Below are 26,080 nucleotides of genomic sequence, written 5' to 3'. Positions count from 1 at the left end.
CGCGCGGCGGGGGAGGGGCGCGGGGGCGGGCGGGGCGCCGGCTCGTGGCGCGGGGTGGGGCCGCCCCGCGGGGGTTGGCACCGGGGCGTCGGGGTGCCTCCCGTGCGGTGCGGGCCCGCGGGGCGGCCCGGGTCACATCACCGGGTCGATGCGGATGTACCGGGTGTCGAAGTTGGCGGTGTTGGTGGTGGCGCCCGAGCGGTACGCGGGGGTCGCCGTGTGGGTGGTGCCCACCGCCAGGCCGCTGACCAGGAACTGCGTCGACACCGACGCCCGGTTCGAGGTGTTGACCAGCGCCGCCCGGTCGTCGTGCGCGGCGACGACGATGGTCCCGGACGCGTTGCGGACGTTCGCCGACATGTAGCTGCCGACGGTGGCGGAGGAGTGCATGTAGCAGCCCACGCTGATGATGACCTGCCCGGAGGCCGGCACCGTGAACGTGGCGTTCATCGGGTCGCCGCCCGCCTGGGTGAGGGTCTCCGCGTACGTCGTGCTGGTCGTGTACCCGCCGTCGACGTTGACCCGGAACACCGGGACGGGGCCGACCGGCGCCCACGCGGAGCCCGTGTAGTACATCAGCCGCCCCGGCGAGGCGATCCACGCGACCATCCCGGCGACCGGGGTGGGGACCTTGGAGTCGCGTTCGGCGGTGGTGCCGAAGCGCAGCACGGTGCGCCCGTCGAGGGTCTGGGCGAGGGACTGGAGGTGCGCCGGAAGGTCGGCCGGGTCGCTCGGCTGCGGGTAGGGCAGGCCGCTGAGGGGCGTGTACTGGATGGTCATGCGATCTCCTCCTGTCCGCCGCCGGACACGGGCACGACGGGGGCGGTGCCGGGCACCGGGGTGTCCGGCGCGGGCGGTTCTGGGTCGGGGTCCGGGGCGGGCGCCGGGGCGGTGGAGTGCTCCTCCACGACGACCTCCACCGGGTGCGCGGGGTCCGTCACGAGTTCGACGGGTCCTTCGAGTGGTACGGGTTCGTTCGCGGGCTCGCTCACAGGCCGTTCTCCTTGATCGCGCGCCAGGTCAGGCGGCTGGCCGTGAGGTCCCCGAGGGTCGGGTAGCCGGCGGCGACGTCCGTGTAGGCGGCGCCGTCCGGCAGCGGGGACCGGTCGGACGGGGTGTCCGGGGTGAGGCCGCTGTCGGCGGGCACCCCGTTGGTGCGGGTGCCGCGCAGGGCCAGCGTCTGCCGGAGGGTGCCGGGGCCGCTCGACTGGGTCTTGATGCCGACGACCCAGGCGTACGTGTCGAGGGCGGCGCCGCTGGAGTCCACGACCCGCACGACGTCCCCGAGCTGGATGCGCGGGTCGTACAGCACCTCGACCTCGCCGAGTACGGGCACCGGGTACTGGCCGGCCGCCCGCATGGCGCTCGCGAGGTCCTGCGCGGCCCGGTAGTCCTGGATCCAGTCGCTCGCCTCGGCGTGGAACTCCTGGCGTCCGTAGAACCTCTCGCTCGTGCTGCCGGACGCCCAGGACGTCGCCTGCCGCTCGACGGGCTCCTTCGACGGCTTCAGCGTCTGGATGCGCACCGACGGCTTGCCGTCCTCGCTGATCGTGTACAGCCGCTGCGAGGTGCGGTTGGTGAGCCGCAGGACCAGATGGCCCTCCTCCCGGCGGGCGAGGATGTCCACCGCGCCCTTCACCGCGTCGGCGCCGGCCGCGTTGGCCGCGGCGAAACGCACCGAGAAGCCGGGCGCCACGCTCTGGTCGTCGTCCACGTTGGGCGGGCCGACGTCGAACTCCTCGTCGGCGAGGACGTACTTGAGGGTCACCGACGTGTTGCCGGGGATCTCCCGTACGACGGTGTCGTTGTACGCCGTACCGCCGGTGACCGTCACCGACGTCCAGTCCTTGTACGGCTGCACGCAGTAGTTGCGGCAGGCGTCGATCTCCTCCGTGACGGTCAGCGACGCGATGTCGCGGACGGACGTCAGGGTGAGGTCGGGGGCGGTGGGCACCTTCGCGAAGCGGGTGTAGTTCCGCCAGTGGAAGACGCCGCGCTCGTCGAACTCGGCGGTGGACATGCTCGCCTTGGCGATCTGCGTGATCACCTCCCACTGGGAGCCGCTCACCCGGGGGATCGTGTGCAGCGGCAGGATCGCGTCGTCGAGCCGCGCCTCCTTCGTCCACTCGCCGCGCTGGTCGAACTCGTCGAGCGCCGGCACGGCGGGCAGCCCGCTGGTGAGCTGCACGGCCTCGGTGGCGAGCTGAGTGACCAGCCGCAGCTGGTACAGCTCGGCGGACGGCTGTGCGGCGGAGGCGTCGGTGAACGTGACCGCCGTGCCGTGGTAGCGGGTGCCGTCCGGGGCGATGAAGTACGGCTTGACGGTCGGCAGGACGGACGTGCCGGGCGCCACGGTGTCGAAGAGGCCGCCGATGTGGAAGACCCCGCGCTGTTCCTTGAGCGCGGCGAACGTCCAGGAGAAGTACCATCCGCCGCCCTCGCGGGTGCCGGAGTGCATGTACACCTTGCCGGCCGCGAAGTCGAAGGCGAGCCGCAGCCGGCCCGTGCTGGTGCCGGTGCGGTTGAGGTCCATCTCCAGGGCGACGGTGGAGCCGAAGCCGACCGCGTTGTTCACCCACGCCTCGGCGAGCAGCCGGCTGCCCGGCACGGTGACCCGGCTGCGCGGGAACCAGGTGGCCGTCATCGACGCCGTGTCCGGCGCCGCGGCGTGCGGCACGAGCGCCATCTCGTGCGGGGCGCCCGCGCGCGTCCAGCTGTAGTGCCTCGGGTCGGGGACGATCTCCGGCTGCCCGTACGTGGCGGCGAACCCGCCGTGCAGGGAGGCGTACACGAGGGTGAGCGGCTCGGTCGGGCCGAACTCCGGGTACCGCGGCGGCGGGCAGGAGTGCAGCCCGGCCTGGCGCAGCAGCTCGTCCACGCACCAGGTGGCGGTGGCCACCGGGCGGCGCCAGTAGAACCCGGCGTACGGCTTGGGCAGCTCCGCGGGGCCGTGCAGCCGCTCCGCCCCGTCGAGGGCGGTGAGCTGCACGGTGTCCGTGCCGGACGCGGCGGACCGGTTGCGTACGCTGCCCCGGAACGCCGGGAGGGTGCCCGCGTCGGTGCCGTACGCGTGGACCACGGACTGGCCCGGCCGTACGGCGTCGCCGGTGGAGCGCGGTGCCCACGGCGAGTACAGGGCGGGCGCGGACGTGCCGGCGCTGCCGGACAGCTGGAGCTGGAGCTGCGCCGCCGAGCTGCCGGAGAACGCGCGCATGGCGTCGGGCAGGTCGGTGCTGTAGCTGCGCTCCAGCTGCCAGGACTGGACCTGCTCGGTGACGTCCTGGCCGCCGACGCGGGTCGTGTGCGCGGTGACGCGCGCACCCGCTTCGAGCGACTCGGTCAGTTTCCGGTCAGAGGCTCGCACTGGTCACCTCCGCCAGCTCGACGGAGACGTTCCGGTACGGCAGCGGCCTGCCCGGCGTGTCGGTGTACGAGACCACGGACATGACCGGGCAGCCGTCGCCGGGCAGTTCGCGGACCGCCGGGTTGATGTGCAGCAGCTTCGCCGGGCCGATCCGCGACTGGAACGCGGTGGCGGCGGAGGCGAGGGCCACGGTCGCCGACACATGGGTCGCGCCGGCCGGTACGGCTGCCGGGGCCCAGCCGGTGACCGCCGCGAGCTGCGCGCCCGCCGCGTCGTGGAAGGTGAGCGTGCAGCTCTCCGCGCGGGTCCGCACGGCGGACGGCAGGACGACGCCGACCTGCCCGGTGCCCGGCGGCAGGACGTGGCCCTTCTCCGTACCGTTCAGGAAGGTGAGCGTGCCCGCGGTGGACGCGGCGAGCGACAGCACGGCGTACCCGGACGTGTCGGCCGTCAGGGTGGCGCCGGTCGTCGCCCACTGGGTGAGCGGGCCCTTGCCGAGGGCCTGGTCGGCGCCGAACAGGTTGGCCGGGGCTGTCGGCACATGGTCGTCGTCGATGGTCAGGACGGCGCCGTCCAGCCCGTACGTGCCGGTCTCACCGGCCACCCCGGACGGGGTGACCAGCGCGGCGCCCGCCGGGACGGTCGCGACGAGGGTGTGCCCGGCGTCGGCGGCCGACGACAGATACGTGCCGTTCGCGTCGCGCCAGTGCAGGCGGGTCGCGCACGGGCCGGTCCGCCACGAGGTGGGCAGCGTGAAGCGGACGCGCATGCCCGGCACCACCGGGAACCCGGCGCGGGGCCTGCGGTGCCAGCTGAGCTGGGCGGTCGTCTGCGTCGGCTTCCACACGTACGTGTGCGGGAGGGCGCCGGGCGCGGTGGACAGCTCCAGCTTGCCGCTGCCGCTGACGGAGGTGTACCAGGAGTTGTACGCGCTCCCGGCCGGGACGCGGCCCTCCGCCTGGAGCGGGTCGAGCAGGTTGCGGCTCACCGGGTCGAGGACCTCGACGGGGCCGGGGCCGTCGATGCGGCGGGCCAGGCGGTCGAGGTGCGCGGCGTCCTCCCGGCCGAGCCGGTCGAAGGTGAGCTTGATCCTGCGGGGGGTGCGGCGGGGCGCGATGGTGGTGATCTGGCCGCCCAGCGAGGTGAACTGGGTGACGCCCAGGTCCGCGCCGCGTTCGAAGGCGGTGGCGGCCTGGCTGATCTCGCGGAGCTGTCCGGGCAGGCCGACCCAGAGGTTGCGGGTCATCGGGGGCCTCCTTCCTTGGTGCCGGTCATCGGCGGGCGAGCTGCCGGTGACCTGCGATCACGGCGCGGGCGATGGTCTGGCCGTCGACCTGGACATGGACGGGGCGGTCGGCGAGGCGCTCGACCGCTTCGGCGAGCCGGGCGATCTGGGCGCGGCTTCCGCCGGGGCCGATCATGCGTTCCAGCTTGCTGAGCGGGATGACGGCCTCGTGCTCGCCGGCCTCGCCGATGACGGCGAGGGTGCCGCCGTTGCGGGGCTGCACGACGCCGCCCTTGGCGAGGTGCGGGATGGGGATCTTCGGCAGGCTGATGGAGAAGCTCCTGCCGCCGAAGACCGGGACCCAGCCGGGGATCGACACCTTGAAGCGGTTGAGCGCGCCGATGATGGTGTTGACGGCGGTGGCGAAGGCCCGGAACGGTGCGAGCATCACATTGCCGACGCCCCGGAGGATCGGGGTGATGACCCTGATCGCCGTCGAGACGGCGCTCTGGATCGCCCTCATGCCGGACTTGAAGCCGCGGCTCACCACCGACACGATCTTGTCCACGTTGACGAACCGGGCGATGAGCGGCGCCAGCAGCGCCATGATGAGCCCGAACGGGTTGGCCGCCATGGCCAGGTTGAGGCCGCGCTGTGCGACGCTCGCGCCCTTGAGGCCCTTGGAGAGCCCGCCGCCCATCGTCTTGCCGGTCCTGTCGGCGCCCTTGCCGGCCTTGCCGACCGACTTCTCGACGGCGTCCGCCTGGCGCTTCACGTCCCGCAGGGAGTTCTTGGCCTTGTCGGCGGAGCGCTTGAGCCGGTCGAGGGAGGACCTGAACCTGTCGGTGCCGCCCTTGGCCCTGCCGAGCGAGCTGTTGGCGCTGTTGAGGCCGGTGCGCAGGCGGCCGAGGGCGCTGTTGCCGTTGGTGGCGGAGGCGCGGAGCCTGCCGATGGCCGAACCCGCCCTGTCGGCCCCGCCCTTGACCTTGCCCATGGCGGTTCCGGCCTGGCCGGCGCCGGTCCTGACGCGGGACAGGGCGGTGCCCGCCTGTCCGGAGGAGTTCTTCACCCGGTTCAGCGGCGCCGCGGTCTGATCGACCGACCGCTTGAGCCCGCTCATCTGCTTCGACGTCGAATCGACGCCCGCCCGGAGGCCGCGCAGTGAGCCCGCGGCCCTGTTCAGACTACTGACCAGAGACATCGTCGTTCCTTTCCGCGGCGTACGCGGCTGTCGTCGTCATCCGATGGCGTTGACGAGGTTGTTGATGCGGCGCTCCAGATGGTTCAGGTGACTGGCCACCGCCTGGGCGTTCCCCACGTTCACCGGTTCGGCGCGACGAGCGGGTGCCACGGAATTGGCCGTGCGGTTCCGGAGGCTCTGGATGTATCTCTCGACGGTCTGGAGCCTGCGCCCGTGGTCCCGCGCGGTGTCCGTGATCTCCCGGGAACGCTCGCGCGGGTACTGGTCCATGAACCGCTGGACGTGGGGGCGGAGCTCCTTCGCCAGGTCCAGGGCCGCCTGCGCGTGCAGCTTCAGCTTCTCGGGCGACATGCCCTGGAGGTCGAGGACCTTGTCCTCGGCTATCTTCGCGAGGTCCCACTTGGTCCACTCCGCCTTGACCAGGGTGGCCTCGGCGTTGAAGCCGTTGAACGTCGCGACGGCCGCGTTCGCCTCCGGCTTGAAGGCGTTGACGGCGGCCACGACCGCGTTGACCTCGCTCTTCACCGCGGTGAATTCGGGCTTCTTGACGCCGAATCGCTCGGTGTAATTCTTGAACAGTTCGACGGCCTCGTCGAGTATGTCCTTGTCGTCCTTCTTGCTCTTTCCTTTTTCCGGCGGGTTTCCCATATCGCCCTCTTTCTTTCCGGTTTTACGCGTGCTACCATCCATCGATTCGGATGGCCGCGGTCGACCGGTATGTGGTGGGGGAATGAATATTCTTCTCGGGGCTCTGTCCGCGCTGGTGGCCCTGCTTTTCCTGTGGGGGGCGCGGGTCGTCGCCGGAAAGGGCGTCGCCGTCCTGCGCGAGGCCCGCCGGGAAATGGCGGGCGGGGTGACGGTGCGGGGCACGTGCGTGGGAGTCGCGGGGACGCGGAATTCGTACCGCTTCGTGACGGCGGACGGTGCGACGCGCGTGGCCCGGGTGCCGCGCACCGGTTCCCTCGACACGCCGAAAGTCGGGTCCACCGCCCTCCTCCGCTACCGGAGGGACGATCCGTCCGTCGTCACCACGTTCGGCGCGACGATGATCGCGATGCCCCTCGGCGGGTTCATGACCCTGGTGGTGGCCCTGGTCTGCGCGGTCGGCGCGGCGGTGTGCGGCTTTCTCGCCTACGCCCTTGTGGCGGGCGTCTGACGCGGGCCCCGGGTGGGCGGACCGGACCGGCCGGGGCGGATCACGAGAAGAACCGGGCCAGCTCGGCCGGGCCCGGCGTGGCCGTACCGTCCTCCGGCGCGTCCGCGCCCCCGGCGGCTCCGGAGTCGCCGCTGCCGGGGCGCGGCAGGGGCGTCGGGTACTCCAGGGGTTCCGCGTCCTCGTCCTGGTTGACCGTGGCGAACATCCAGTTGGCTTCCGCCAGTTGGTCCACCGCGGTCGCCAGCAGGTAGTCCGTGACGCCCCACTCCGCCGCGTCGCCGTGCACCTCGCGCGCGAGCGCGCTGTCCCGTGGCAGGTGCCGGACCAGTACCGCGAGCCGACGGGACGACAGCCGGCCGCGGTGCCAGTCGAGCAGGTCCACGCCGTAGTGGCGCAGCAGGTCGGCCTCCAGGGCCTCGGCGTGCTCCTCGACGAGCACGCCGAGGCTCAGCCTTCCCCCAGGCCGAGCCCCGTCTCCTTGCCGTACGCCTCCAGGATCGCCGCGATGTCCTGCATCGTGACGTCCAGCTGGTCGAAGCGCGCGTACTGCCGCTCGCCCAGCAGGAGCCGCAGCAGCCCGTCGACGTCGTTGTCGTCCAAATCGCGGAGCTTGCGGGCGGTGGCGCGGGTCAGCTCGGTCGGCAGCTCGAACGTCTGGCCGTCGAGCTCGAAGGTCCAGGCGCGCCCGAGCGCTTCGAGGCGCTGGGCGCGGGCCGCGTTGACGTTGAAGGCGGACATGCGGGCTCCTGTCGGTGAGGAGGGGAGGGAAACGGGAGAAGAAGGGGCCGGTGCCCGGCGCGACGGCCGCGAGGGCCGCGCGCCGGACACCGGCGGGGGAGGGGCGGGCGCCGGGCGGGCGCCGGACCCTTACGCGTACGACTTGTCCTTCATCAGCCAGGTCGCCAGCGTGGAGCTGCCCTCGGCGGCCAGCGCGGTGAAGGTGACACCGAGCTTCAGCGCGCCCGTGCGGGTCAGCGAGATCTCCTCGGTCTCGGTGACCTGGCCGCGCGGGATGACGAACCGGTACACGACGTCCGAGCCGTCCTTGAACTCGATGCCGAGCTGGCGCTCGTCCTTCTGCGGCTCGGCGTTCATCGCGTACGTGTAGGTGTCCACCGCGCCGGTGGCCGTGACCGCGGTGACCGAACCGCCGCCCATGAAGAACGGCAGCGTGTCCTTGTTGAACTGCATGAGCTGGAACTTCACGGTCAGGTCGCGGTCGGAGTAGATGAACCGCGCCGGGCTCACCGACTGCCAGGTCTCGACCGGGTCGATCTTGTCCTTCTTGTTGAACTTGATGCCGTCCGGGCTGGTGTAGCCCAGCTCCGTCCAGCCGGCCGGCCAGGCGTCCTCGGTGTGCTTCGGCGCGGCCGGGCTGGTGGCCAGCCCGGAGGTGGCGACGAGGATGCGGCCGCTGCCGGCGACGCGGATCTGGTTGCCGTTGTTGGCGGGCATGGAGGCTCCTTGGGGAGAGAGGTGATGAGGTGTCGCCGGGATGGCGAAGGCCCCGCTCGCGGGTGCGGCGGGGCCTGTTCGGGGGCGCGGCGGTGCCGCGCGCCGGGGTGGTGCGAGGGCGGCGGGTTACGCCGGGCGGATCGACAGCTGGACCGTCGACAGGTAGCGGTTGGCGTCCGGCCGGTTGTAGTCGGGCAGCCAGCGCGGTCCGTCCGCCTCGGCCACCTCGGTGACGGAGGCGCCGCCGTACACCGTGCCGGTGGCGTCGAGCAGCGCGGCCCGTGCGGTCAGGGCGACCGTGTGCGCGGTCGTCTTGTCCGGCCCGTAGACCTCCAGGTCCACCAGCGGCCGGTCGAGGTGGAGGTCGTCCACCCAGGCGCCGCCGACGCGGGAGACGAGGACCGCCTGCTGGGTGCCGTCGAACCCGGCCGGCGGCCGGTTGTCGACCACGACCCCCGTCAGCTCCGGCCGGTTCCTGAGGTGGTCGACCACAAGCCGTTCCACGTCGGGGAAGGCGAGAGTGCTCACATGGACGCTCCCTTCGAGTGACGTACGCGGGGCGTACGAGAGGGGCGTACGGGGACGCGTGACACGTCCGGCATACGCGGGGAGAAACACGAAGCGGCAGGTCCGCCGCCCTGGTGGAGGGCGCAGCTCTGCCGCTGCTCCAAGTGTGATCGAGGCCCCCGGCGCTCGCAACCAACTTCGGTACGCACTCCGGCAGGTGCCCGGCGGCGCCGTACCCGTCCTCGCCCGCCCGTCTGCGCTACGCTCGCTAATCCGAACAGAGATTCGAATACACGGGACGGGTCTTCGAGGCGCAGCTCGGAAGGTACGAGAACACCCCAGCGGGGCGTAAGGAGTGTGGGGGCGTGGAGACGAGCACGAGGAGCGGGCGGGCCGCGGGTGGTGAGGGCCGATGACGACGAGCCCGCAGGAGCGACTGGCCGACGTCGCGGCCGCCGCGGTCGAGGTGGCGGTGGAGAGCGCCGAGGCCGGGACGTACACCGGAGGGGTGGGCCGCGCGCTGAGCGCGGTCATCGCCAAGGTCGGCGCCCGCCTCACGCTCGACGCCGAACTGCGCGGCTTCTCCAGCGGCTGGCAGGAGGCCGTGGCCGCGATGACCGGCGAACAGCCGGCACCGGCGCCCGTCCCCGCGCCCGTACTCCCGCTGCACGCCCGGCCCGACCCGGAGGACGGCGCCTGACGGGCGCGCGAGGACGTCGGGCGGCGCGCGTGGCGGCGCTCGACGGCGCCTGACGGCGAAACGCCGGGGCGGCCGCTCCTGTGGAGGAGGGCCGCCCCGGCGTGTGGAGGGGTGGTGCTGTCGAGTCGTCGAGCGTCTTGAGTCGCCGGGCTGGGGGGCCGCGGGGTCTTCCCGGCGCGGCGGGGTGTCTCAGCCCCTGCCGCGGGCGGAGCGCTCCGCCGCGAAGACGTCCTCCAGCCGGTAGAGCTGGGCGCGGCCCTGCCGCCCGGCAGGCGCCAGCCGCCCCAGCTGCACCCACTTGCGGATGGTGGCGGGCAGGACCCCGGCCTCCTGCGCGGCCAGCTGCCCGGTGACGAGCGCCGGGCCGACGGGCGCGGTCGTACGGCTCATCGGGCGCCCTCCCTCTCCCGGCGGGCGGCCGTGCGCGCCTCGTGGCGGGCGGTCGTACGGGCGGCTCCCGGCGCGGGTTCCTCCATCCGTACGGCGATCTCGGTGAGCCCCCCGGCGGCCTCGGCCAGCTCCCGCCAGGCGTCCTCCGCCCACACGTGCCGGAACGCCGGGTCGGTCGCGCAGTCGCAGCCCGGCACCCCGCAGCGGCACCCGGGGTTGACGCACACGACGGTCCGGCTCGCCGGGAACGCCCGCAGCGACACCGAGTCGCACGCAGGGCAGCGCCCCGGCAGCCGCACCATCGTCTCCACCTCGCCGAGCGCCCGTGCGCAGCGCCGCGCCATGCGACGCACCTCGTCCCGCACGTGCCGGGCCAGGGTCGTGTCGGCGGCGACCCGGTCGAGCAGCCCGGTGAGGCGCACCAGCCGCCGCGGCACATCGGCCCTGCGCGGCCGCCCGAGGCCGAGCCGGTCGTACACGGCCTCCTCCAGCTCGCACACGCCGTCGGTGATGTCCCGGATCGCGTCGGAGACGTGCAGGCGGATGGGGGCCGCGGTGTGGCCGGGCACGGTCAGGCCGTGCCGCTGTTCGTTGAGCAGGGCCTCCTCCCGTTCGGCGCGCAGCCGGGCGGCGCGTGCGGCGCGCTCCGCCGGGCCGGGGGCGGGGGCGGAACGGCCGGTGGACCGGACGGCGCCCCCGGCGGCCGGGGCCAGCTCGGTGAGCAGCTCGGGGAACTGACGGAGCAGCATCGCGGTCCACAGCGCCGCGTCGCGTACGGCTCCGATTGCCTCGGGCTCCGGGGTCGCGGCGGCGCCGGCGGCGGTCGCGGAGGCGGCGGTGCCGGCCGTGGCGGCGTGGGTGAAGGCGGAGGTCCCGGCCTCGGCGGCGGTCCCGGCCTCAACAGAGCCGGTGGCGCGGGCAGGGCGGGCGGCGCGGCTCGGACGGGACTGGGGGGACTGGGACTGGGTGTCGGACATGGAGTGCTCCCCTCCGGTGCGGTGGGCGGGACGGTTAGGCGGCCGGGCGGGAGGCGGGGCGGGGCGCGGCTCCGGCCAGGTCCTGGCGGGCCTCGCGCTCCTCGGGCGCCCGGCGGCGTCGGCCCCGGCCCCGGCTCAGGTCGACCGGACGGCCGTTGCGCCACAGCCGCCCGGCGCTGACACCGTCGAACCAGGTGTTCGCCGGGTCCACGATCTCCTCGCACTGCCGGGTGAAGGGGCAGCGGGCGCAGGCCAGCAGGGCGGGAGCCGCGTCGGCGGCCCGCCGGGCGAACACCACGTGGGGCGGCAGTCCGGCGCACGCGGGGGTGCGGGTCGCGTCGGCTGAGGCGGATTCCGGGTCGGCGGACGGTGCGTTCATGGTCGTACCCCCTGGTGCGCATGCGAACGGATGAGCGATACCAACGTTGCGAGTTCGCACACTGACATGTTGCGAGCGTGCACGCAACCAAGATCGGACCTTGGTGGTGACGGGGATGTGGGGGCAACTTTCACAATTGGGGGCCAGCGGGGCGGTAATTCCTTGCGCGCAAGCGCGATAGCCTGGGGCCTGCCTCGGAGGGAGAGTGTTGCCGATGTCGGCCAGCGAGTTGGAGCAGTTCACCGCCTGGATCGAGGGGGTGATCCGGCGGCAGGGCTACGACATCGACAGCCCGCGCGGCGGCGGCAAGTCCCGGCTCGCCGACGAGGCCGGCGTGCACCGCGCCGCCATCACCCGCCTCCTCCAGGGCCAGAGCATGCCGGACCTGGAGACCATGCGCCGACTGGCCCACGTGCTGCGCATCCCGGTGCGCGACATGCTGATCAAGTCCGGTCGGCTCACCGAGGACGACCTGCCCCTCCCCGGCATGCCGGACGACGTCCCGGCCGCCGACGACCCGCCCGCGCCCCGGCTCACGCTGGAGGAGGCGGCGGCGGGGCTCGGTATCCCGGCCGACCAGCGGGAGATGTTCATCCGCGTCGCCGGACAGTTCCTCCCCGACGGCCCGTCCGCCCGCCCCGGGCGCGAGCGTGCGGCGGGGGGCGCCGAACCCGAGGCGAAGGGTGCCCGACGGGGCTGAACTCCCCTTTCTCGTAAGCTGTTGTGGCCTGTTACCCCACATACAGGCTGAACGCCCCGGCCGCCTTCCGGTCCAGGGCACCGTCGCGGGCGCGCCCCGTGCGCGGACGTTCCGGCGTCACCGGCGGAAACGACAGCGTCTGGTTGGGAGAGAGAGCGGGGCATGGGAGAGGGTGAGGGGTGCTCCCGGCCACCGCGCGTTCCGCGCGACGACGACGCGCGGCCACCACGCGTTCCGCGCGACGACGATGTACGGCAACCACGCGTTCCACGCGGCGGCGATCCACGGCCACCGCGCCTTCCACGGGACGACGACGCGCGGCCACCGCGGGCGCGCGGCCCCGTCCCCGGGCTCCCCGAGCCGGCCGAGGGCCTTCCCGACCTGCTCGCCACGCTCGGGCGCTACCTGGAGACCCACCCGCCCGGCGAGGTCGCCGTCGTGCTGCGCGAGGAGATGGCACGCCGCGAGTTCCAGGCGTACGCCAGCGGCTGGCGCGACGCCGCCGACCAGTACGAACCCGTGCTGGAGGAGGCCCGCCGCATCGCCCAGACCCGTCGGCTGCGGCTGGTCGGCCGTACCCCCGGCCAGGCGGCGGTCATCCCGTTCCCGCGCGACGACGTACGTCTCCAGGGCGGCGCCGACGCGGACGGCACTGCCGCCCGGAGCCGCACGCCCCGCGACCCGGCGGCCCCGCGCCGGCCGGGCCCACGCCGTACGCCCTCCCCCGGCCGCCCGCGCGACGGCGGCGAACAGGGCGGTGCCGCCGACCGCGACCCCGCGGAACAGGGCCCCGGCCCGCGCGCCCCCCGCCAGGGCCGCACCGCACGGCAGGACGGCACCGGTCCGCGGGTCCCCGGCGACCAGCAGGGCGGTGCCGCCACGCCCGGACGCGCGGGCTCCTCGTACGAGCGCCCCGCCGACCCGCAGGACGCCCCCCGCGCCCGCGAGGCCCGCACCCGCACCGGCGAGAAGGCCCCGGGTGCCGAGGTGGACGGCCCCCGTACGAAGGGCCCGCGGGCCGAGGCGGACGCGCCCCGCGCGAACGACCCGCGGGCCGAGGGCGACGCCCCGCGGGCCGAGGCGGACGCGCCCGGCGCCGCCGACGGCCCCCGCACCCGCGCCGACGCCAGGACCGGCGGCGCGCCCTCCGGGCTCGTCGCGAAGTCCCCCGGCTCCCGAGTCCCGACCATCCCGCGCCTGACCACCCGCCGCCGGGACCCCGCCGACCGCGCGCCCGACCAGGCATCCGACGGCGGCGCCCCCGACGACGTACGCGAGCACTCACCCGACCGCGAACCCGACCGCGAACCCGACCGCGAACCCGACCGCGAACCCGACCGCACCCCCCGCCCGCCCACCTGACCGCACCCCGGCCGCACCCCGGCCGTGCGGCCGACCACGCCGCCGGCCCCACGCCCGCCCGCGTCCCCGGCCACCGCCCACACCCGGGGCCACCCACCCGCATCCCCGGCCCCCGTCCCACCGCGCCGACGCGGTCCGGCCCGGAGCACTCCTGGACCCACCCCCGGAATGCCCCCGGAGGCGGCCCCGCAGCCCTCCCGGCCGACCACCCGGCGAGCCGCCCCCGCAGCCTCCGGCAGGCCGCCCCGGGGGCCACCCACGCGAGCGGCCCCGGCGGCCGGGCCCCGGGGCCGCTCGGGGCGAGGCCATTTGTTTTGACCCAGGTCCGTACGGTAGGTACGCTCAGACCTTGTGCCTGGGGTGTGCCTGGGCTCCTGTGCGTGTCCTCAACCGCATGGCGAGTCGCGAACGGCCACCGCAATTCGCGCCCTCTTCCGCCCCCCGGCGGAGGTGCGCGGTATTCGACACACCCGACCGCGTGGGTCGGCAACGTTCCAGGTTAGCTTCACTACACGGCACACAGAAACCGGAGAAGTAGTGCCTACGATCCAGCAGCTGGTCCGGAAGGGCCGGCAGGACAAGGTCGAGAAGAACAAGACGCCCGCACTCGAGGGTTCCCCTCAGCGCCGCGGCGTCTGCACGCGTGTGTTCACGACCACCCCGAAGAAGCCGAACTCGGCCCTCCGCAAGGTCGCGCGTGTGCGTCTGACCTCCGGGATCGAGGTCACGGCTTACATTCCGGGTGAGGGACACAACCTGCAGGAGCACTCCATCGTGCTCGTGCGTGGTGGCCGTGTGAAGGACCTGCCGGGTGTTCGTTACAAGATCATCCGCGGTTCCCTCGACACCCAGGGTGTCAAGAACCGCAAGCAGGCCCGCAGCCGCTACGGCGCCAAGAAGGAGAAGTAAGAATGCCTCGTAAGGGCCCCGCCCCGAAGCGCCCGGTCATCATCGACCCGGTTTACGGTTCTCCTCTGGTGACCTCGCTCATCAACAAGATCCTGCTCAACGGCAAGCGCTCCACCGCCGAGCGCATCGTCTACGGCGCGATGGAGGGTCTGCGCGAGAAGACCGGCCAGGACCCGGTCATCACGCTGAAGCGCGCCCTCGAGAACGTCAAGCCGGCTCTCGAGGTCAAGTCCCGCCGCGTCGGTGGCGCCACCTACCAGGTGCCGATCGAGGTCAAGCCCGGTCGCGCCTCCACCCTGGCTCTCCGCTGGCTCGTGGGCTACTCGCGCGCCCGTCGCGAGAAGACCATGACCGAGCGCCTGATGAACGAGCTGCTGGACGCCTCGAACGGCCTCGGCGCCTCGGTCAAGAAGCGCGAGGACACGCACAAGATGGCCGAGTCCAACAAGGCCTTCGCGCACTACCGCTGGTAGTCGCACCCACATCGAGACCGAGAGAAGACTGAAGCCTTATGGCTACCACTTCGCTTGACCTGGCCAAGGTCCGCAACATCGGGATCATGGCCCACATCGACGCGGGCAAGACGACCACCACCGAGCGCATCCTCTTCTACACCGGTGTTTCGTACAAGATCGGTGAGGTCCACGACGGCGCTGCCACGATGGACTGGATGGAGCAGGAGCAGGAGCGCGGCATCACGATCACGTCCGCCGCGACGACCTGCCACTGGTCGCTCGAGGACGTCGATCACACCGTCAACATCATCGACACCCCCGGTCACGTGGACTTCACCGTCGAGGTGGAGCGTTCGCTCCGCGTCCTCGACGGCGCCGTGACCGTGTTCGACGGTGTGGCCGGCGTGGAGCCGCAGTCCGAGACCGTGTGGCGTCAGGCGGACCGCTACGGCGTTCCGCGTATCTGCTTCGTGAACAAGCTCGACCGTACGGGCGCCGACTTCTTCCGCTGTGTCGGCATGATCTCGGACCGTCTGGGCGCGCAGCCGATCGTCATGCAGCTGCCGATCGGCGCCGAGGCCGACTTCCAGGGCGTCGTCGACCTGGTCCGCATGAAGGCCCTGGTCTGGTCCGCCGAGGCGGCCAAGGGCGAGATGTACGACGTCGTCGACATCCCGGAGAACCTGACCGAGCTCGCCGAGGAGTACCGCGGCAAGCTGGTCGAGGCCGTCGCCGAGAACGACGAAGAGATCATGGAGCTGTACCTGGAGGGCGAGGAGCCCACCGAGGAGCAGCTGTACACCGCGATCCGTCGTATCACCATCGCCTCCGGCAAGGGCAGCGACACCACGGTCACCCCGGTGTTCTGTGGCACCGCGTTCAAGAACAAGGGCGTCCAGCCCCTGCTCGACGCCGTCGTGCGCTACCTGCCGTCGCCGGTGGACATCGAGGCGATCGAGGGTCAGGACCCCAAGGACGCCGAGACGGTCATCAAGCGCAAGCCGTCCGACGACGAGCCGCTGTCGGCGCTGGCGTTCAAGATCATGAGCGACCCGCACCTGGGCAAGCTCACCTTCGTCCGGATCTACTCCGGCCGCCTGGAGTCCGGCACCGCCGTGCTGAACTCCGTCAAGGGCAAGAAGGAGCGCATCGGCAAGATCTACCGCATGCACGCGAACAAGCGTGAGGAGATCGAGTCGGTGGGCGCCGGCGACATCATCGCCGTCATGGGTCTGAAGCAGACCACGACCGGTGAGACGCTGTGCGACGAGAAGGCCCCGGTGATCCTGGAGTCCATGGACTTCCCGGCGCCGGTCATCGAGGTCGCCATCGAGCCCAAGTCCAAGGGCGACCAGGAGAAGCTGGGTGTCGCCATCCAGCGTCTCGCGGAGGAGGACCCCTCCTTCCAGGTGCACACCAACGAGGAGACCGGCCAGACCGTCATCGGCGGTATGGGCGAGCTTCACCTCGAGGTCCTCGTCGACCGCATGAAGCGCGAGTTCAAGGTCGAGGCCAACGTCGGCAAGCCGCAGGTCGCGTACCGTGAGACGATTCGCAAGACCGTCGAGCGCGTGGACTACACCCACAAGAAGCAGACCGGTGGTACCGGTCAGTTCGCCAAGGTGCAGATCGCGATCGAGCCGCTCGAGGGCGGCGACGCCTCGTACGAGTTCGTCAACAAGGTCACCGGTGGCCGCATCCCGAAGGAATACATTCCTTCCGTGGACGCCGGCTGCCAGGAGGCCATGCAGTTCGGCATCCTCGCGGGCTACGAGATGACCGGCGTGCGCGTCACGCTGCTCGACGGCGCCTACCACGAGGTGGACTCCTCCGAGCTCGCCTTCAAGATCGCCGGTTCGCAGGCCTTCAAGGAGGCCGCGCGCAAGGCGTCCCCCGTGCTCCTCGAGCCGATGATGGCCGTTGAGGTCACCACGCCCGAGGACTACATGGGCGATGTCATCGGTGACATCAACTCCCGCCGTGGCCAGATCCAGGCCATGGAGGAGCGTGCCGGTGCCCGTGTCGTCAAGGGCCTGGTGCCGCTGTCGGAGATGTTCGGCTACGTCGGCGACCTCCGCAGCAAGACCTCGGGTCGCGCAAGCTACTCGATGCAGTTCGACTCCTACGCCGAGGTTCCGCGGAACGTCGCCGAGGAGATCATCGCGAAGGCCAAGGGCGAGTAACTCAACCGAGTTCACGCTTTAGGCTTGTCACCGGATACACGGGGCGTTTCGGCGCACACCGCGCGAGCGGAGGCTCGGAACGCCCCGGGGCCGGCATCCCAGCAAAGATCACCTGGCGCCGATGAGTAAGGCGTACAGAACCACTCCACAGGAGGACCCCAGTGGCGAAGGCGAAGTTCGAGCGGACTAAGCCGCACGTCAACATCGGCACCATCGGTCACATCGACCACGGTAAGACGACCCTCACGGCCGCCATTACCAAGGTGCTGCACGACAAGTACCCGGACCTGAACGAGGCTTCGGCCTTCGACCAGATCGACAAGGCTCCTGAGGAGCGTCAGCGCGGTATCACCATCTCCATCGCGCACGTCGAGTACCAGACCGAGTCGCGTCACTACGCGCACGTGGACTGCCCGGGTCACGCGGACTACATCAAGAACATGATCACGGGTGCGGCGCAGATGGACGGCGCCATCCTCGTGGTCGCCGCCACCGACGGCCCGATGCCGCAGACCAAGGAGCACGTGCTCCTGGCCCGCCAGGTCGGCGTTCCGTACATCGTGGTCGCCCTGAACAAGGCCGACATGGTGGACGACGAGGAGATCCTGGAGCTCGTCGAGCTCGAGGTCCGTGAGCTCCTCTCCGAGTACGAGTTCCCCGGCGACGACGTTCCGGTCGTCAAGGTCTCCGCTCTGAAGGCGCTCGAGGGCGACCCGGAGTGGGCCGAGTCGGTGCTCAAGCTCATGGAGGCCGTGGACGAGGCCATCCCGCAGCCGGAGCGCGACGTCGACAAGCCGTTCCTCATGCCGATCGAGGACGTCTTCACGATCACCGGTCGCGGTACGGTCGTCACCGGCCGTATCGAGCGTGGTGTCCTGAAGGTCAACGAGACCGTCGACATCATCGGCATCAAGACCGAGAAGACCACCACCACGGTCACCGGCATCGAGATGTTCCGCAAGCTGCTCGACGAGGGCCAGGCCGGTGAGAACGTCGGTCTGCTCCTCCGTGGCATCAAGCGCGAGGACGTCGAGCGCGGCCAGGTCATCATCAAGCCGGGCTCGGTCACCCCGCACACCGAGTTCGAGGCGCAGGCCTACATCCTCTCCAAGGACGAGGGTGGCCGCCACACGCCGTTCTTCAACAACTACCGCCCGCAGTTCTACTTCCGTACCACGGACGTGACCGGCGTCGTGACCCTCCCCGAGGGCACCGAGATGGTCATGCCGGGCGACAACACCACCATGTCGGTCTCGCTGATCCAGCCGGTCGCCATGGAGGAGGGCCTCAAGTTCGCCATCCGTGAGGGTGGCCGGACCGTCGGCGCCGGCCAGGTCACCAAGATCGTCAAGTAAGTTCCTTGACGGCCTGATCGGCTGACCTGGTTGCTCCCCGGAGCACCTGAAGGGCCCCGCACCGAGAGGTGCGGGGCCCTTTGCCGTGCGTGCGGCGCCGTGGGCGGCGCGCGCCGGTCGTACGACCCGTCAGGCGGTGTCCGTGTGGGACGCCCACGACCACGGGTACGCGTCCGCGCCGACGCCCACCGCCATCGCGCCCTTCGGCCCCAGGTGAAGCGTCGCCAGGCCCAGCGCGACCACGCCCTGGGCGCGCACCGACCGGCGCCCGCCCACGTGCAGCTGGACCCGCCCCCGCAGGTCGCGGCCGAGCAGGACCGGGCCCCTGGGCGTACCGGCCGCGTTGACCGTGCCGTACCCGTCGAACGCGGGCGCGGGGAGCGGCCTGCCGTCCGCCCGTACCGCCGTCAGCTCCTTCGCGGCCGGCCGCCGGTAGTACAGCGCCAGGCCCCCGTCCGGCGTGCCCGCCACGTCCACCGGGCCGCCCGGCACCGGCAGCGCGGCCCCGTCGGCGCGGAACGCGACCCGCCCGTCCGGCGTCTCCTGCGCCCAGTGGTGTACGCGCTCCCGCCCCGCGGCGAACAGGTGGACGCGCCCCCGCCCGTCCACCGCCGCGGACAGCCCGTCCTGCACCTCGGCGCCGCCCAGGCCCCGCCACGGCCCCCAGGTGCCGTCGGCCTCCCGGACGCGTGTGCTGACGCCCTTGTCCGCGTCCCGTACGAACAGGTGGACCCGGCCGTCCGGGGCGGTCACCGCCACCGGCACGCCGATCCGCCGCCCCCGGTCGTCGTCCCGCTCCGGGCTGCCGAGCCCCGACCACGCGAGGAACGGGCCGCCGGGGGAGCGCTGCTCCAGCACCACGACCTCCCGTTTGTTGGCGCCGCCGTGTCCGCCGAGCGCGGCGAACCGCAGCCCGAACAGCAGCTGCCGCCCGTCCAGGAGCGTCGCCCCGCCGAGGCCGGGGGCGAGGGGGCCGCCGCCGAGGTCGTCCGGCTCGGTCCACTGGCCGCTGCCCGGCTCCGTCTCGCGCCAGCGCACCGCCCGCAGGCCCAGCACCCCGTACACGGAGAGCCGCCCGTCGGGGCCGGTCGCGACGACCGGGCCGGGGCCGGGGTAGCGGTGGTGGGTGGAGCGGACCCAGCCCTTCTTGTTGGTGAGCGGGCGGGTGCCGCCGACCATGTAGTCGCCGCAGCCCGCGGCGTTGCCGCACTGCCAGGTGGGGTCGCCGCCGTACGGGACGAGGTGGGCGGCCTTCTCGCGCAGCACCGGCTCGGGGAGGTTCTTGGGCCAGTGGCGGTTGTAGTAGCCGCGGAACGAGGTGGTCACGAAGCCCGGTATGGAGCCGCCGTCCGCGGTGGCCTCGGCGACCCAGCGGACCATGGCCGCCCAGCTGAAGCAGGCGACGGCGGTGTGGTCGCCGTGGTCCGAGTAGCCGGGCTGCTCGGAGTCCTTCTTGCGGGTCGCCTCGTCGCTGTGCTGGATGTCCGGGTCCGGGTCGAGGGTGTGGACGACCGTGGGCCGGTAGCGCTCCATCAGTCCCACGAGGACGTCGACCAGGCCGTCGTAGTCGTAGTCGGAGGCGCGGCGCACGGGGGAGCCGGTCGCGATGACGGTCCGCAGGCCCAGCGCGCGGTCCTCCCACAGGCTGGGGAGGGCCATCCAGCGTCGGGGCGTGTGCATCGGGAGGTTGAGGAAGACCAGCTCGACGCGGCGGTTGCCGTGGGTGAGGGTGTTGATCTCGGCCTGGCGGTCGCCGCGGAGGGTGGCGACGCCCTTGTGCCAGGGTGTGAACTTGTCCAGGCCGATCATCTCCGCGTACGCCTGGCGCAGCCCCTGGTGGCGGGCGGAGGAGTAGTCCTCCCGGTCGGCGACGGTCTCGCCGGTGCGGCCCGGGACGTGGTTCTTGCCGGTGTGCTCGCCCGCGGTGACGTACACGCAGAGGAGGGGTACCCCGGCGTCCACCATGCGCTGGCAGTCGGGGTTCATGAAGTACAGGTCGTCGTCCGGGTGCGCCATGATCTGCATCAGCTGCGCGCGGCGCGAGCTGGTGATCGGCATGCCGGGCGCCGGGTCCGCGGTGGGGCCGCCCCGGCGCGGGGCGGGCACGGTGCATCCGGCGAGGCCGCCCGCCAGCCCGGTGGCCCCGACGAGGCCGAGGGCGGCGGCGAGGGTGCGGCGGCGGATGAGGCGGGGCTTGCGGCCGTGCTCGAAGCCGGGCCCGGGGCCGGGCTCGGGGGCCGTGCCGGGGCTGGCCCCTGGGTCCGTGCTGAGGCCGGTCCTGGTGTCCGGGGCGCCGGGGGAGCTGCCGGTCGTCGTACGGAAAACGGCAGCGCGAGGCCGGCCCCCCGGTATCTCGTTCACTTGTGCCCCCGTACTGGTGCTGCTGTGAGTGTTCTGATGACGGCGGCGGAGGCGCTGGTCGTCGCCGGAGCCCGCGCGGTCATCTAGACGGATTATCGACACCTCGGGTTGCCCTGGATGAGCCGGGGTGTTCGATTCTTGACGGCCTCCTCCTGAACGGCCTTGACCTCAAGTCGAGTTGAGGTCATAGCGTCCGGGGCATGACTTCCACCACAGTTGCCCCGGCCGCCGCCGACCCCGCCGCCACCGACGAGAACCTCGCCGCCCAGCCCATCGGCTACTGGAGCGGCGTCGTCAACAAGGCCGTCCTCCGCCACCTGCGCGACGCCATGGCGGACCTCGACATCACCCAGCCCCTCTGGTGGACCCTCAGCCGTCTGGCCGCCGCCGGTCCGGACGGCGCGTCCCGCGAGGCCCTCGCCGCCGGGCTCGCCCCGCTGGCCGACGACCCCGACGAGATCCCGCGCGTCCCGGCCCGGATGGCGCACCGGGGCTGGGTCACCGAGGACCAGGAGGGCGTCCTGCGCCTGACCGACGCGGGCCTCGCCGCACACGCGCGGATGAAGGCGCTGGCCGCCGAGGTGCGGGCGCGGCTGCACGAGGGCGTGCCCGACGAGGAGTACGCGGCGGCCCTGCGCGTCCTGCGCCGGATCGCCCGGAACGCGGAAGGGGGCGGCGCGGAGGGGCGGTGACCCTCAGGCGTGCGGTTTCCCTGGGCGGGGCGCCTTTCCGGCTGGGCCGGCCGGGTCGGGGCGCGTTCCCGGCTGGTTGTTCGGTCGGCCGGGGCGGTCACCGCAGGGTCGGTACGTCTCCGCCGTCCGCCCAGGTGAGCGTCACGCCAGTGAGGCCGCGCAGCCAGGGGGCGGCCACGCCCGCGAGGGCGGCGCGGTCCGGTGGCGCGGCGCCCAGGCCGATCGCGTACGACAGGGTGCCGGGCGTCCGCTCGAACGGGCGCGGCCACGCGTGGGCGTCCGGCGCGCCCGCCTCCGCGAGGGCGGTGAGCAGGGCGCGCGTACGGCCCCGGACCCGCCCCTCGGCCGGGCCGCGCGGCACGGTCACCACCGCCCAGGCGGCGTGGCGCCGGTGCAGGGGCGGCGGGTCGAGGAGCCGTACGTCCGCCCCGGGGGCCGCCTCCAGCAGCTCCCACGCCCGGTACAGCTCCTGCGCCAGCAGGTCCCGGCCGCCCGGCGTGACCTGGTCGGTGCAGGGGCGGCGCGGGTACGTGGGCGTGGTCACCGTGACCGGGAGCGCGGAGGCGCCCGGTGCGGCCGCCGGGCCCGCCGCGTCCAGGTCCACCGGGACCCGCCAGTCCCATGCCGCCCAGGTCGCGAAGAAGCGGCGCAGCAGGGGGCGCGCGCCCGGGTCGCCGGTGCCCTCCGCCTCCCGCACGGTACGCGCGGCCAGCAGCGCCCAGGCCAGGCCCGGCAACCCGCCGAGGGGTGCCGCGTCCAGGCCGCGCGCCCGCGCCCACGCCTTCACGTCCCGCGCCAGCCGGGCGAACTCGGGCAGCCGGGCGCCGACGTGGGCCCGTACGGCGTCCGCGTCGGTCACCGCGCTGAGGGCGACGGCGGCCGCCTCGCCCAGTTCGGCGCGCCGCGCCACGGCCTCGCCGGGCGGCACCGCACCGGTCGGTACGACGGCCAGGTCCACGCCGAGGCCGCCGTACGCCTCGAACCGCAGCCCCGGTACGCGCGCCCCGACGACCTCCCGTACCCGGGCGGCCCCCGGCAGCGCGGCGACCACCCGGGCCCGCACGTCCGCGAGGCCCGGGGCGCCGGGGACGGCCGCCACCAGGTCCAGGTCCGCGCCCGGCAGGGCACACCCCATGCGCCGCGACCCGACGACCCGTACCTCGGCGCCCGGGAGCGCGGCGGCCAGCTCCCGTACGAGGCGTTCGGCGGCTTCGGTGCCGGTGCCGGTGTCGGCGGGCGCCCGGTCATGGGCGTGCGGCGAGGCGCGTACGGCGGCGGGTTCGTCCGGGGTCCGTACGGCGGCGGGCTCGTCGTCGTACCAGCGCACCTCGCCCGTGCCGAGCGACACGACCGCCCGTACGCGCATCGGCTCGTCGCCGCGCCGGGACAGCAGCGCCACCTCCGTCACGCGCGCGCTGAGCGGGCCGCCCAGGAGGTCCTCCGCCTCCCGCGCCACGGCGTGCGGGTCCGTCGTCCGGCCGAGGCTCAGGTGCGGGGTGAAGCCCCGCCGGTGGCCCCGGCAGCGGGGGAAGCGCTGCTCCAGCGCCCGCCGCAGCTCCTGCCACGGCGCCTCGCCACCGGCCGCCGGGTCCAGCCACACCGTCGCGTCGTCGCGGTGCCCGAAACTGTGGACGCCCTGGAGCCGGGCCTCGAACGGCGCGACGCCCCGCACGGCCTCGGCGACCAGTTCCGCCGCCCGCTCGAACCGCGCCTCCGGTACGAACCCGAACAGCAGGTTCACGTGCGGCGGCCACCGCCGGATCTGCGGGTCATGGGCGCGGCGCACCTCCTGCAACGGCGGCCACAGCGCGTCGGGCGGCAGCCACGCGACCGCCGTCCTCGGGGTCGGCGGCTGGTCGAGGGCGCCGGGCGCGCCCGCCCCGTCGAGGCCCAGGTCGACCAGCACGCCGTAGTGGTCGGAGACGTACAGCCCGGACGGGCCCGGCTCGCGGCCGGTCAGCTCCGCCGCGTCCACCCGTACGCGCTCGGCGCGCAGCAGCACCCGGTCGAGGCGCGCGGCCCGCCCGGACAGGGACGACACGGCGGCCAGCGGGTTGGCGCCCGGGTCGAACGTCGGCGTCCGGTCGGCGGGGCCGTGCACCTCCGTCCACGCGTCGCGCATGCCGAGGGTGGTCTCCGGCAGGTCGCCCCCGTCGTTGAAGTCGCCGACGAGGACGACGTCGCCCTCGGTTCCGGCGAACCCCTCGGCGAGCCGCGCCAGTTCGGCGTCGCGCCGCCCGGCGCCGTCCTGCGAGTGGTCGCTGCTCAGGTGGGTCGCCGCGACGACCAGCGGCCGGCCCGTGCCGGTGTCCAGCACCACGGCGGTGACCGCCTTGTGCGGCCCCAGTACATGCGCCGCCGCCTCCCGTACCGGCACCCGGCTGAGCAGCAGCAGCCCGCAGTCGGGGACGTCCGGCCCGGCCGGGTCGGTGCCGAGCGTGTACGCGTCGCGCACCCAGTCCGCCGCCAGCAGCAGGCGCAGCAGCTCCGGCTCGGCCTCCTGGAGTGCGATCACGTCCGCGTCGGCGTCGCGCAGGGCGTCCAGCAGGAGCGGGCGGCGGCGCGCGGTGTCGATGAGGTCGCTGTCGTACCGGTCCCACAGGGTGTTCCACGTCAGCACCCGCAGCCCGGCCGCTCCGCCGGGTCCCTGCGCCCCGCGGCCGGGAGCCGCGCCGCCTGAGCCACCGGAGGCCGTGGGCGCCCACCGCCCCGCCGCCGCGTCCCACGCGTACGGCTGCCGTGCCGTGAAGAACGGCGCCCGCAGCAGCCTGGGGTCCCGCACCCGGCCCGCCTCGGTCGCGTCGATCCGGTCCACCCCGGCCGCCCGGTCCCACACGACCTCGCCGTCGGCCTCGAAGAACAGCACCCGGTGCCACGGGATGTCGCCGCCCGGTGTGAACGCGGGCAGCGGCACCCGCTTCGGCTCCGCCCCGCGCTGCATGACGCCGATCACGAAGCGCGCCGGGTCGAACCGGGAGTCCCACCGGACCCGGTGGTAGATCTCGTCGCTCGTACGCACTACGCCTCCTCCTCCACGGTGCCACCCGTGCCGATGTACCAGGTGCGGTGCGCCTGGCCCGGGTACGGCGGCACGAACCGGCGCAGCTGCGCCTCCAGCACGCCGGGCGGCACCGGATGCTCGCGCGCCGCGTTGCGCCGTACCAGCTCGGCGTCGTCCACCAGCGCCACCGCGTGCGTGATGAGCGCGTCGCGGCGCCGGGCGACGGCGTGGACGTGGAGCCGCTGGTGCGGGTTGAGCGAGGTGGCGTCCCACACGGCGGTGCCGCCCCGCGCGAGCGCCGCGTCGAGCCGTTCCAGGCCGGAGCGCAGGATCGCGCCGCCGTCCCGCTGGTCGGCCCGGTCGCCGCGCTCCTCGCGCAGCGCGTCCAGCGACACGTACGCGTCCACGCCGGGCAGGCCCCGCGCGAAGGTGCTCTTGCCGCTGCCGGACGGCCCGACCAGGTGCACCAGTCGGGGAAACGTTCCGTCGCGCAGGCGCCAGGTGGCGGCGACGGCCTCCTCCGGGGTGCTGATCCGGCGCAGCGCGTACAGCTCGCGCGCCTCGCCCAGGCACCGGGCCGCCGCGTCCGCGCCGAGCCCCCGGAACGCCTTCCGCAACGCCCGGTCCACCGCATCCGTGTCCTCCAGTTCCGCGGCGTGCAGCGCGGACCACTCCACCTGCTCCCGCGCCGCCGCGTCGGGCGCCAGAGCCGCGGCCAGCGTGTGCAGGACGCCCAGGTCGGCGGCGTACGACAGCCGTACGAGCCCGGCTCTGCGCTCCTCGTCCGGGTACGGGCGCTGGAGCCCGCCGTGCAGGCCCACCAGGTCGGCGACGCGCCGCGCGAGGGGCAGCCCCAGTGCCGGGGCGAGCCGCCCGGCCAGTACGCCCCGCCGCTCCCGGTGCAGCAGCGCCGCCAGCACCCCGGCGAGCCGCCGGTCCCCGAGCCCTCCGATCCGGGCGGCGACCTCGTGCGCGGCGTCCCGGTCGCCGCCGTCCACGCTCGCGCCCAGGGCCGCCAGCAGCGCCCCCGCGTCCGGCGCCGCGCCGGACGCCACGTCCCACAGCGCGGCGCGCGCGGACAGCCCGTTCGGCGTGACGGCGGCGTGCATCCAGTGCGTGCCGGTCTGTACGTGCCCGGGCCGCACCCACTTGGCCACGCGCCGCCCGAACTCATGGGCCATGAAGCCGTCGGCGGTCCGTACGACGTACCCCTCCTGGCGCTGGGTGTCGACCCGCAGCCGCCGAAGCGCCCGCTCGTCGAACACCCCGCGCCACAGCACGCGCGGGGCCGGCACGCCCAGACCGCGCAGGAAGGTGACGGTCCAGTCCCAGCCGGGGCACCACCCGAGCTCGTCGAACACGCAGAACCCGTAGAAGTAGCTCTCCAGCCCGTCGTACGGGATCGAGTGCCGGGCGTACATGTTCTCGCCGCACACCCGGTAGTCCTCCGGTATGGCGTGGGCGATACGTCCGTGGAGCGCCTTCACCCAGGCCCGCGACGGATGGTGGCCGGAGTCCAGCGACCGGGCGTGCAGCCCGTCGGCGTACAGGGTCGTGTTCTCGCCGTCGAGCTTCTCGGTCACCACTACCTCGCGCCCGACGAACCCGGACAGGTCGAAGGCCCGCACATCGTCCCGCCCGACCCCGGGCGACCAGGGCAGATGCGGTGTACGCGGATAGTGCTGGCGCATGGCGGAACGGCCCCCCG

Annotated in this window: 25 protein-coding genes; 9 read left to right on the top strand and 16 right to left on the bottom strand. The window is 73.5% G+C overall.

Features of this window, described 5'->3' with window-relative positions:
- Positions 1 to 132: 132 nt before the first annotated feature.
- From J116_RS10630 to J116_RS10605, 6 genes are read right to left on the bottom strand one after another with little or no spacing between them, the layout of a single operon-like run.
- On the bottom strand, positions 133 to 780 hold the full coding sequence (locus tag J116_RS10630; protein WP_023587058.1) for a hypothetical protein: 648 nt from the start codon (positions 778 to 780) through the stop codon (positions 133 to 135).
- Entirely contained in the window at positions 777 to 992 is a 216-nt protein-coding gene (locus J116_RS10625) for a hypothetical protein (protein ID WP_023587057.1), read from the bottom strand. Before J116_RS10625 ends, J116_RS10630 begins: the two co-directional genes overlap by 4 nt.
- Positions 989 to 3,364 (bottom strand): hypothetical protein, encoded by a 2,376-nt coding sequence (locus tag J116_RS10620; RefSeq protein ID WP_023587056.1) that lies wholly within the window; start codon positions 3,362 to 3,364, stop codon positions 989 to 991. The genes J116_RS10625 and J116_RS10620 overlap by 4 nt, the downstream gene beginning before the upstream one ends.
- Complete coding sequence (locus J116_RS10615) at positions 3,351 to 4,610, bottom strand: hypothetical protein (protein ID WP_023587055.1); 1,260 nt, start codon at positions 4,608 to 4,610, stop codon at positions 3,351 to 3,353. Before J116_RS10615 ends, J116_RS10620 begins: the two co-directional genes overlap by 14 nt.
- Positions 4,611 to 4,635: 25 nt before the next feature.
- Positions 4,636 to 5,790 carry a hypothetical protein gene (locus J116_RS10610; RefSeq protein WP_028963912.1) on the bottom strand — a complete coding sequence of 385 codons (1,155 nt, stop codon included), beginning with the start codon at positions 5,788 to 5,790 and terminating at the stop codon, positions 4,636 to 4,638.
- Positions 5,791 to 5,826: 36 nt separating this feature from the next.
- Entirely contained in the window at positions 5,827 to 6,438 is a 612-nt protein-coding gene (locus J116_RS10605; protein ID WP_023587053.1) for a hypothetical protein, read from the bottom strand.
- An 82-nt stretch (positions 6,439 to 6,520) separates the two neighbouring features.
- On the opposite strand from J116_RS10605, the gene J116_RS10600 reads away from it, so the two are divergent.
- Positions 6,521 to 6,946 carry a hypothetical protein gene (locus J116_RS10600; RefSeq protein ID WP_023587052.1) on the top strand — a complete coding sequence of 142 codons (426 nt, stop codon included), beginning with the start codon at positions 6,521 to 6,523 and terminating at the stop codon, positions 6,944 to 6,946.
- A 40-nt stretch (positions 6,947 to 6,986) separates the two neighbouring features.
- On the opposite strand, the gene J116_RS10595 is transcribed toward J116_RS10600, so the two are convergent.
- From J116_RS10595 to J116_RS10580, 4 genes are all read right to left on the bottom strand, one after another.
- The gene (locus J116_RS10595) at positions 6,987 to 7,328 is read right to left on the bottom strand and encodes a hypothetical protein (protein ID WP_028963911.1); all 342 of its coding nucleotides are present in this window, start codon (positions 7,326 to 7,328) and stop codon (positions 6,987 to 6,989) included.
- A gap of 65 nt (positions 7,329 to 7,393) precedes the next feature.
- Positions 7,394 to 7,684, bottom strand: coding sequence for a hypothetical protein (locus J116_RS10590; protein WP_023587050.1), 291 nt, complete (start codon positions 7,682 to 7,684; stop codon positions 7,394 to 7,396).
- A gap of 129 nt (positions 7,685 to 7,813) precedes the next feature.
- The gene (locus J116_RS10585; protein ID WP_023587049.1) at positions 7,814 to 8,401 is read right to left on the bottom strand and encodes a phage tail tube protein; all 588 of its coding nucleotides are present in this window, start codon (positions 8,399 to 8,401) and stop codon (positions 7,814 to 7,816) included.
- Positions 8,402 to 8,527: 126 nt separating this feature from the next.
- Positions 8,528 to 8,929, bottom strand: coding sequence for a hypothetical protein (locus J116_RS10580; protein ID WP_023587048.1), 402 nt, complete (start codon positions 8,927 to 8,929; stop codon positions 8,528 to 8,530).
- Positions 8,930 to 9,320: 391 nt separating this feature from the next.
- On the opposite strand from J116_RS10580, the gene J116_RS10575 reads away from it, so the two are divergent.
- The gene (locus tag J116_RS10575; protein WP_023587047.1) at positions 9,321 to 9,608 is read left to right on the top strand and encodes a hypothetical protein; all 288 of its coding nucleotides are present in this window, start codon (positions 9,321 to 9,323) and stop codon (positions 9,606 to 9,608) included.
- Between the two features lie 189 nt (positions 9,609 to 9,797).
- Here the strand turns inward: J116_RS10575 and J116_RS10570 are convergent, their stop codons facing one another.
- The 3 genes from J116_RS10570 to J116_RS10560 are packed head-to-tail and all read right to left on the bottom strand — an operon-like array spanning position 9,798 to position 11,354.
- On the bottom strand, positions 9,798 to 9,998 hold the full coding sequence (locus J116_RS10570; protein WP_023587046.1) for a MerR family transcriptional regulator: 201 nt from the start codon (positions 9,996 to 9,998) through the stop codon (positions 9,798 to 9,800).
- Positions 9,995 to 10,975: a hypothetical protein gene (locus tag J116_RS10565; RefSeq protein WP_069818298.1), complete on the bottom strand. Its 981-nt coding sequence runs from the start codon at positions 10,973 to 10,975 to the stop codon at positions 9,995 to 9,997. Before J116_RS10565 ends, J116_RS10570 begins: the two co-directional genes overlap by 4 nt.
- Positions 10,976 to 11,009: 34 nt before the next feature.
- Complete coding sequence (locus J116_RS10560; RefSeq protein ID WP_023587045.1) at positions 11,010 to 11,354, bottom strand: hypothetical protein; 345 nt, start codon at positions 11,352 to 11,354, stop codon at positions 11,010 to 11,012.
- Between the two features lie 214 nt (positions 11,355 to 11,568).
- Here J116_RS10560 and J116_RS10555 point away from each other — a divergent pair, with 214 nt between their 5' ends.
- From J116_RS10555 to tuf, 6 genes are all read left to right on the top strand, one after another.
- On the top strand, positions 11,569 to 12,054 hold the full coding sequence (locus J116_RS10555) for a helix-turn-helix transcriptional regulator (RefSeq protein WP_023587044.1): 486 nt from the start codon (positions 11,569 to 11,571) through the stop codon (positions 12,052 to 12,054).
- 162 nt (positions 12,055 to 12,216) lie between these two features.
- Positions 12,217 to 13,416, top strand: coding sequence for a hypothetical protein (locus J116_RS10550; RefSeq protein ID WP_023587043.1), 1,200 nt, complete (start codon positions 12,217 to 12,219; stop codon positions 13,414 to 13,416).
- Between the two features lie 537 nt (positions 13,417 to 13,953).
- Positions 13,954 to 14,325, top strand: a complete 372-nt coding sequence (gene rpsL, locus J116_RS10545) for a 30S ribosomal protein S12 (protein WP_003948652.1) — start codon at positions 13,954 to 13,956, stop codon at positions 14,323 to 14,325.
- A gap of 2 nt (positions 14,326 to 14,327) precedes the next feature.
- On the top strand, positions 14,328 to 14,798 hold the full coding sequence (gene rpsG, locus J116_RS10540; RefSeq protein ID WP_023587042.1) for a 30S ribosomal protein S7: 471 nt from the start codon (positions 14,328 to 14,330) through the stop codon (positions 14,796 to 14,798).
- Positions 14,799 to 14,836: 38 nt separating this feature from the next.
- Positions 14,837 to 16,963, top strand: a complete 2,127-nt coding sequence (gene fusA, locus J116_RS10535; protein ID WP_023587041.1) for an elongation factor G — start codon at positions 14,837 to 14,839, stop codon at positions 16,961 to 16,963.
- Positions 16,964 to 17,124: 161 nt separating this feature from the next.
- Positions 17,125 to 18,318 (top strand): elongation factor Tu, encoded by a 1,194-nt coding sequence (gene tuf / locus J116_RS10530; protein WP_023587040.1) that lies wholly within the window; start codon positions 17,125 to 17,127, stop codon positions 18,316 to 18,318.
- Between the two features lie 129 nt (positions 18,319 to 18,447).
- Here tuf and J116_RS10525 read toward each other — a convergent pair whose 3' ends face one another.
- A complete protein-coding gene (locus tag J116_RS10525; RefSeq protein WP_028963910.1) occupies positions 18,448 to 20,502 on the bottom strand; it encodes a PIG-L family deacetylase in 2,055 nt (684 codons plus the stop codon).
- Between the two features lie 377 nt (positions 20,503 to 20,879).
- On the opposite strand from J116_RS10525, the gene J116_RS10520 reads away from it, so the two are divergent.
- Entirely contained in the window at positions 20,880 to 21,371 is a 492-nt protein-coding gene (locus tag J116_RS10520; protein ID WP_023587038.1) for a hypothetical protein, read from the top strand.
- A 97-nt stretch (positions 21,372 to 21,468) separates the two neighbouring features.
- Here the strand turns inward: J116_RS10520 and J116_RS10515 are convergent, their stop codons facing one another.
- Positions 21,469 to 24,390: a poly(A) polymerase gene (locus J116_RS10515; protein ID WP_023587037.1), complete on the bottom strand. Its 2,922-nt coding sequence runs from the start codon at positions 24,388 to 24,390 to the stop codon at positions 21,469 to 21,471.
- The gene (locus J116_RS10510) at positions 24,390 to 26,063 is read right to left on the bottom strand and encodes an RNA ligase family protein (protein WP_023587036.1); all 1,674 of its coding nucleotides are present in this window, start codon (positions 26,061 to 26,063) and stop codon (positions 24,390 to 24,392) included. Before J116_RS10510 ends, J116_RS10515 begins: the two co-directional genes overlap by 1 nt.
- Positions 26,064 to 26,080: the final 17 nt, after the last annotated feature.

Source organism: Streptomyces thermolilacinus SPC6, assembly GCF_000478605.2.
GTDB lineage: Bacteria > Actinomycetota > Actinomycetes > Streptomycetales > Streptomycetaceae > Streptomyces > Streptomyces thermolilacinus.
The sequence above is the reverse complement of the archived record's forward strand: the minus strand, read 5'-3'. Positions and strand labels throughout refer to the sequence as shown.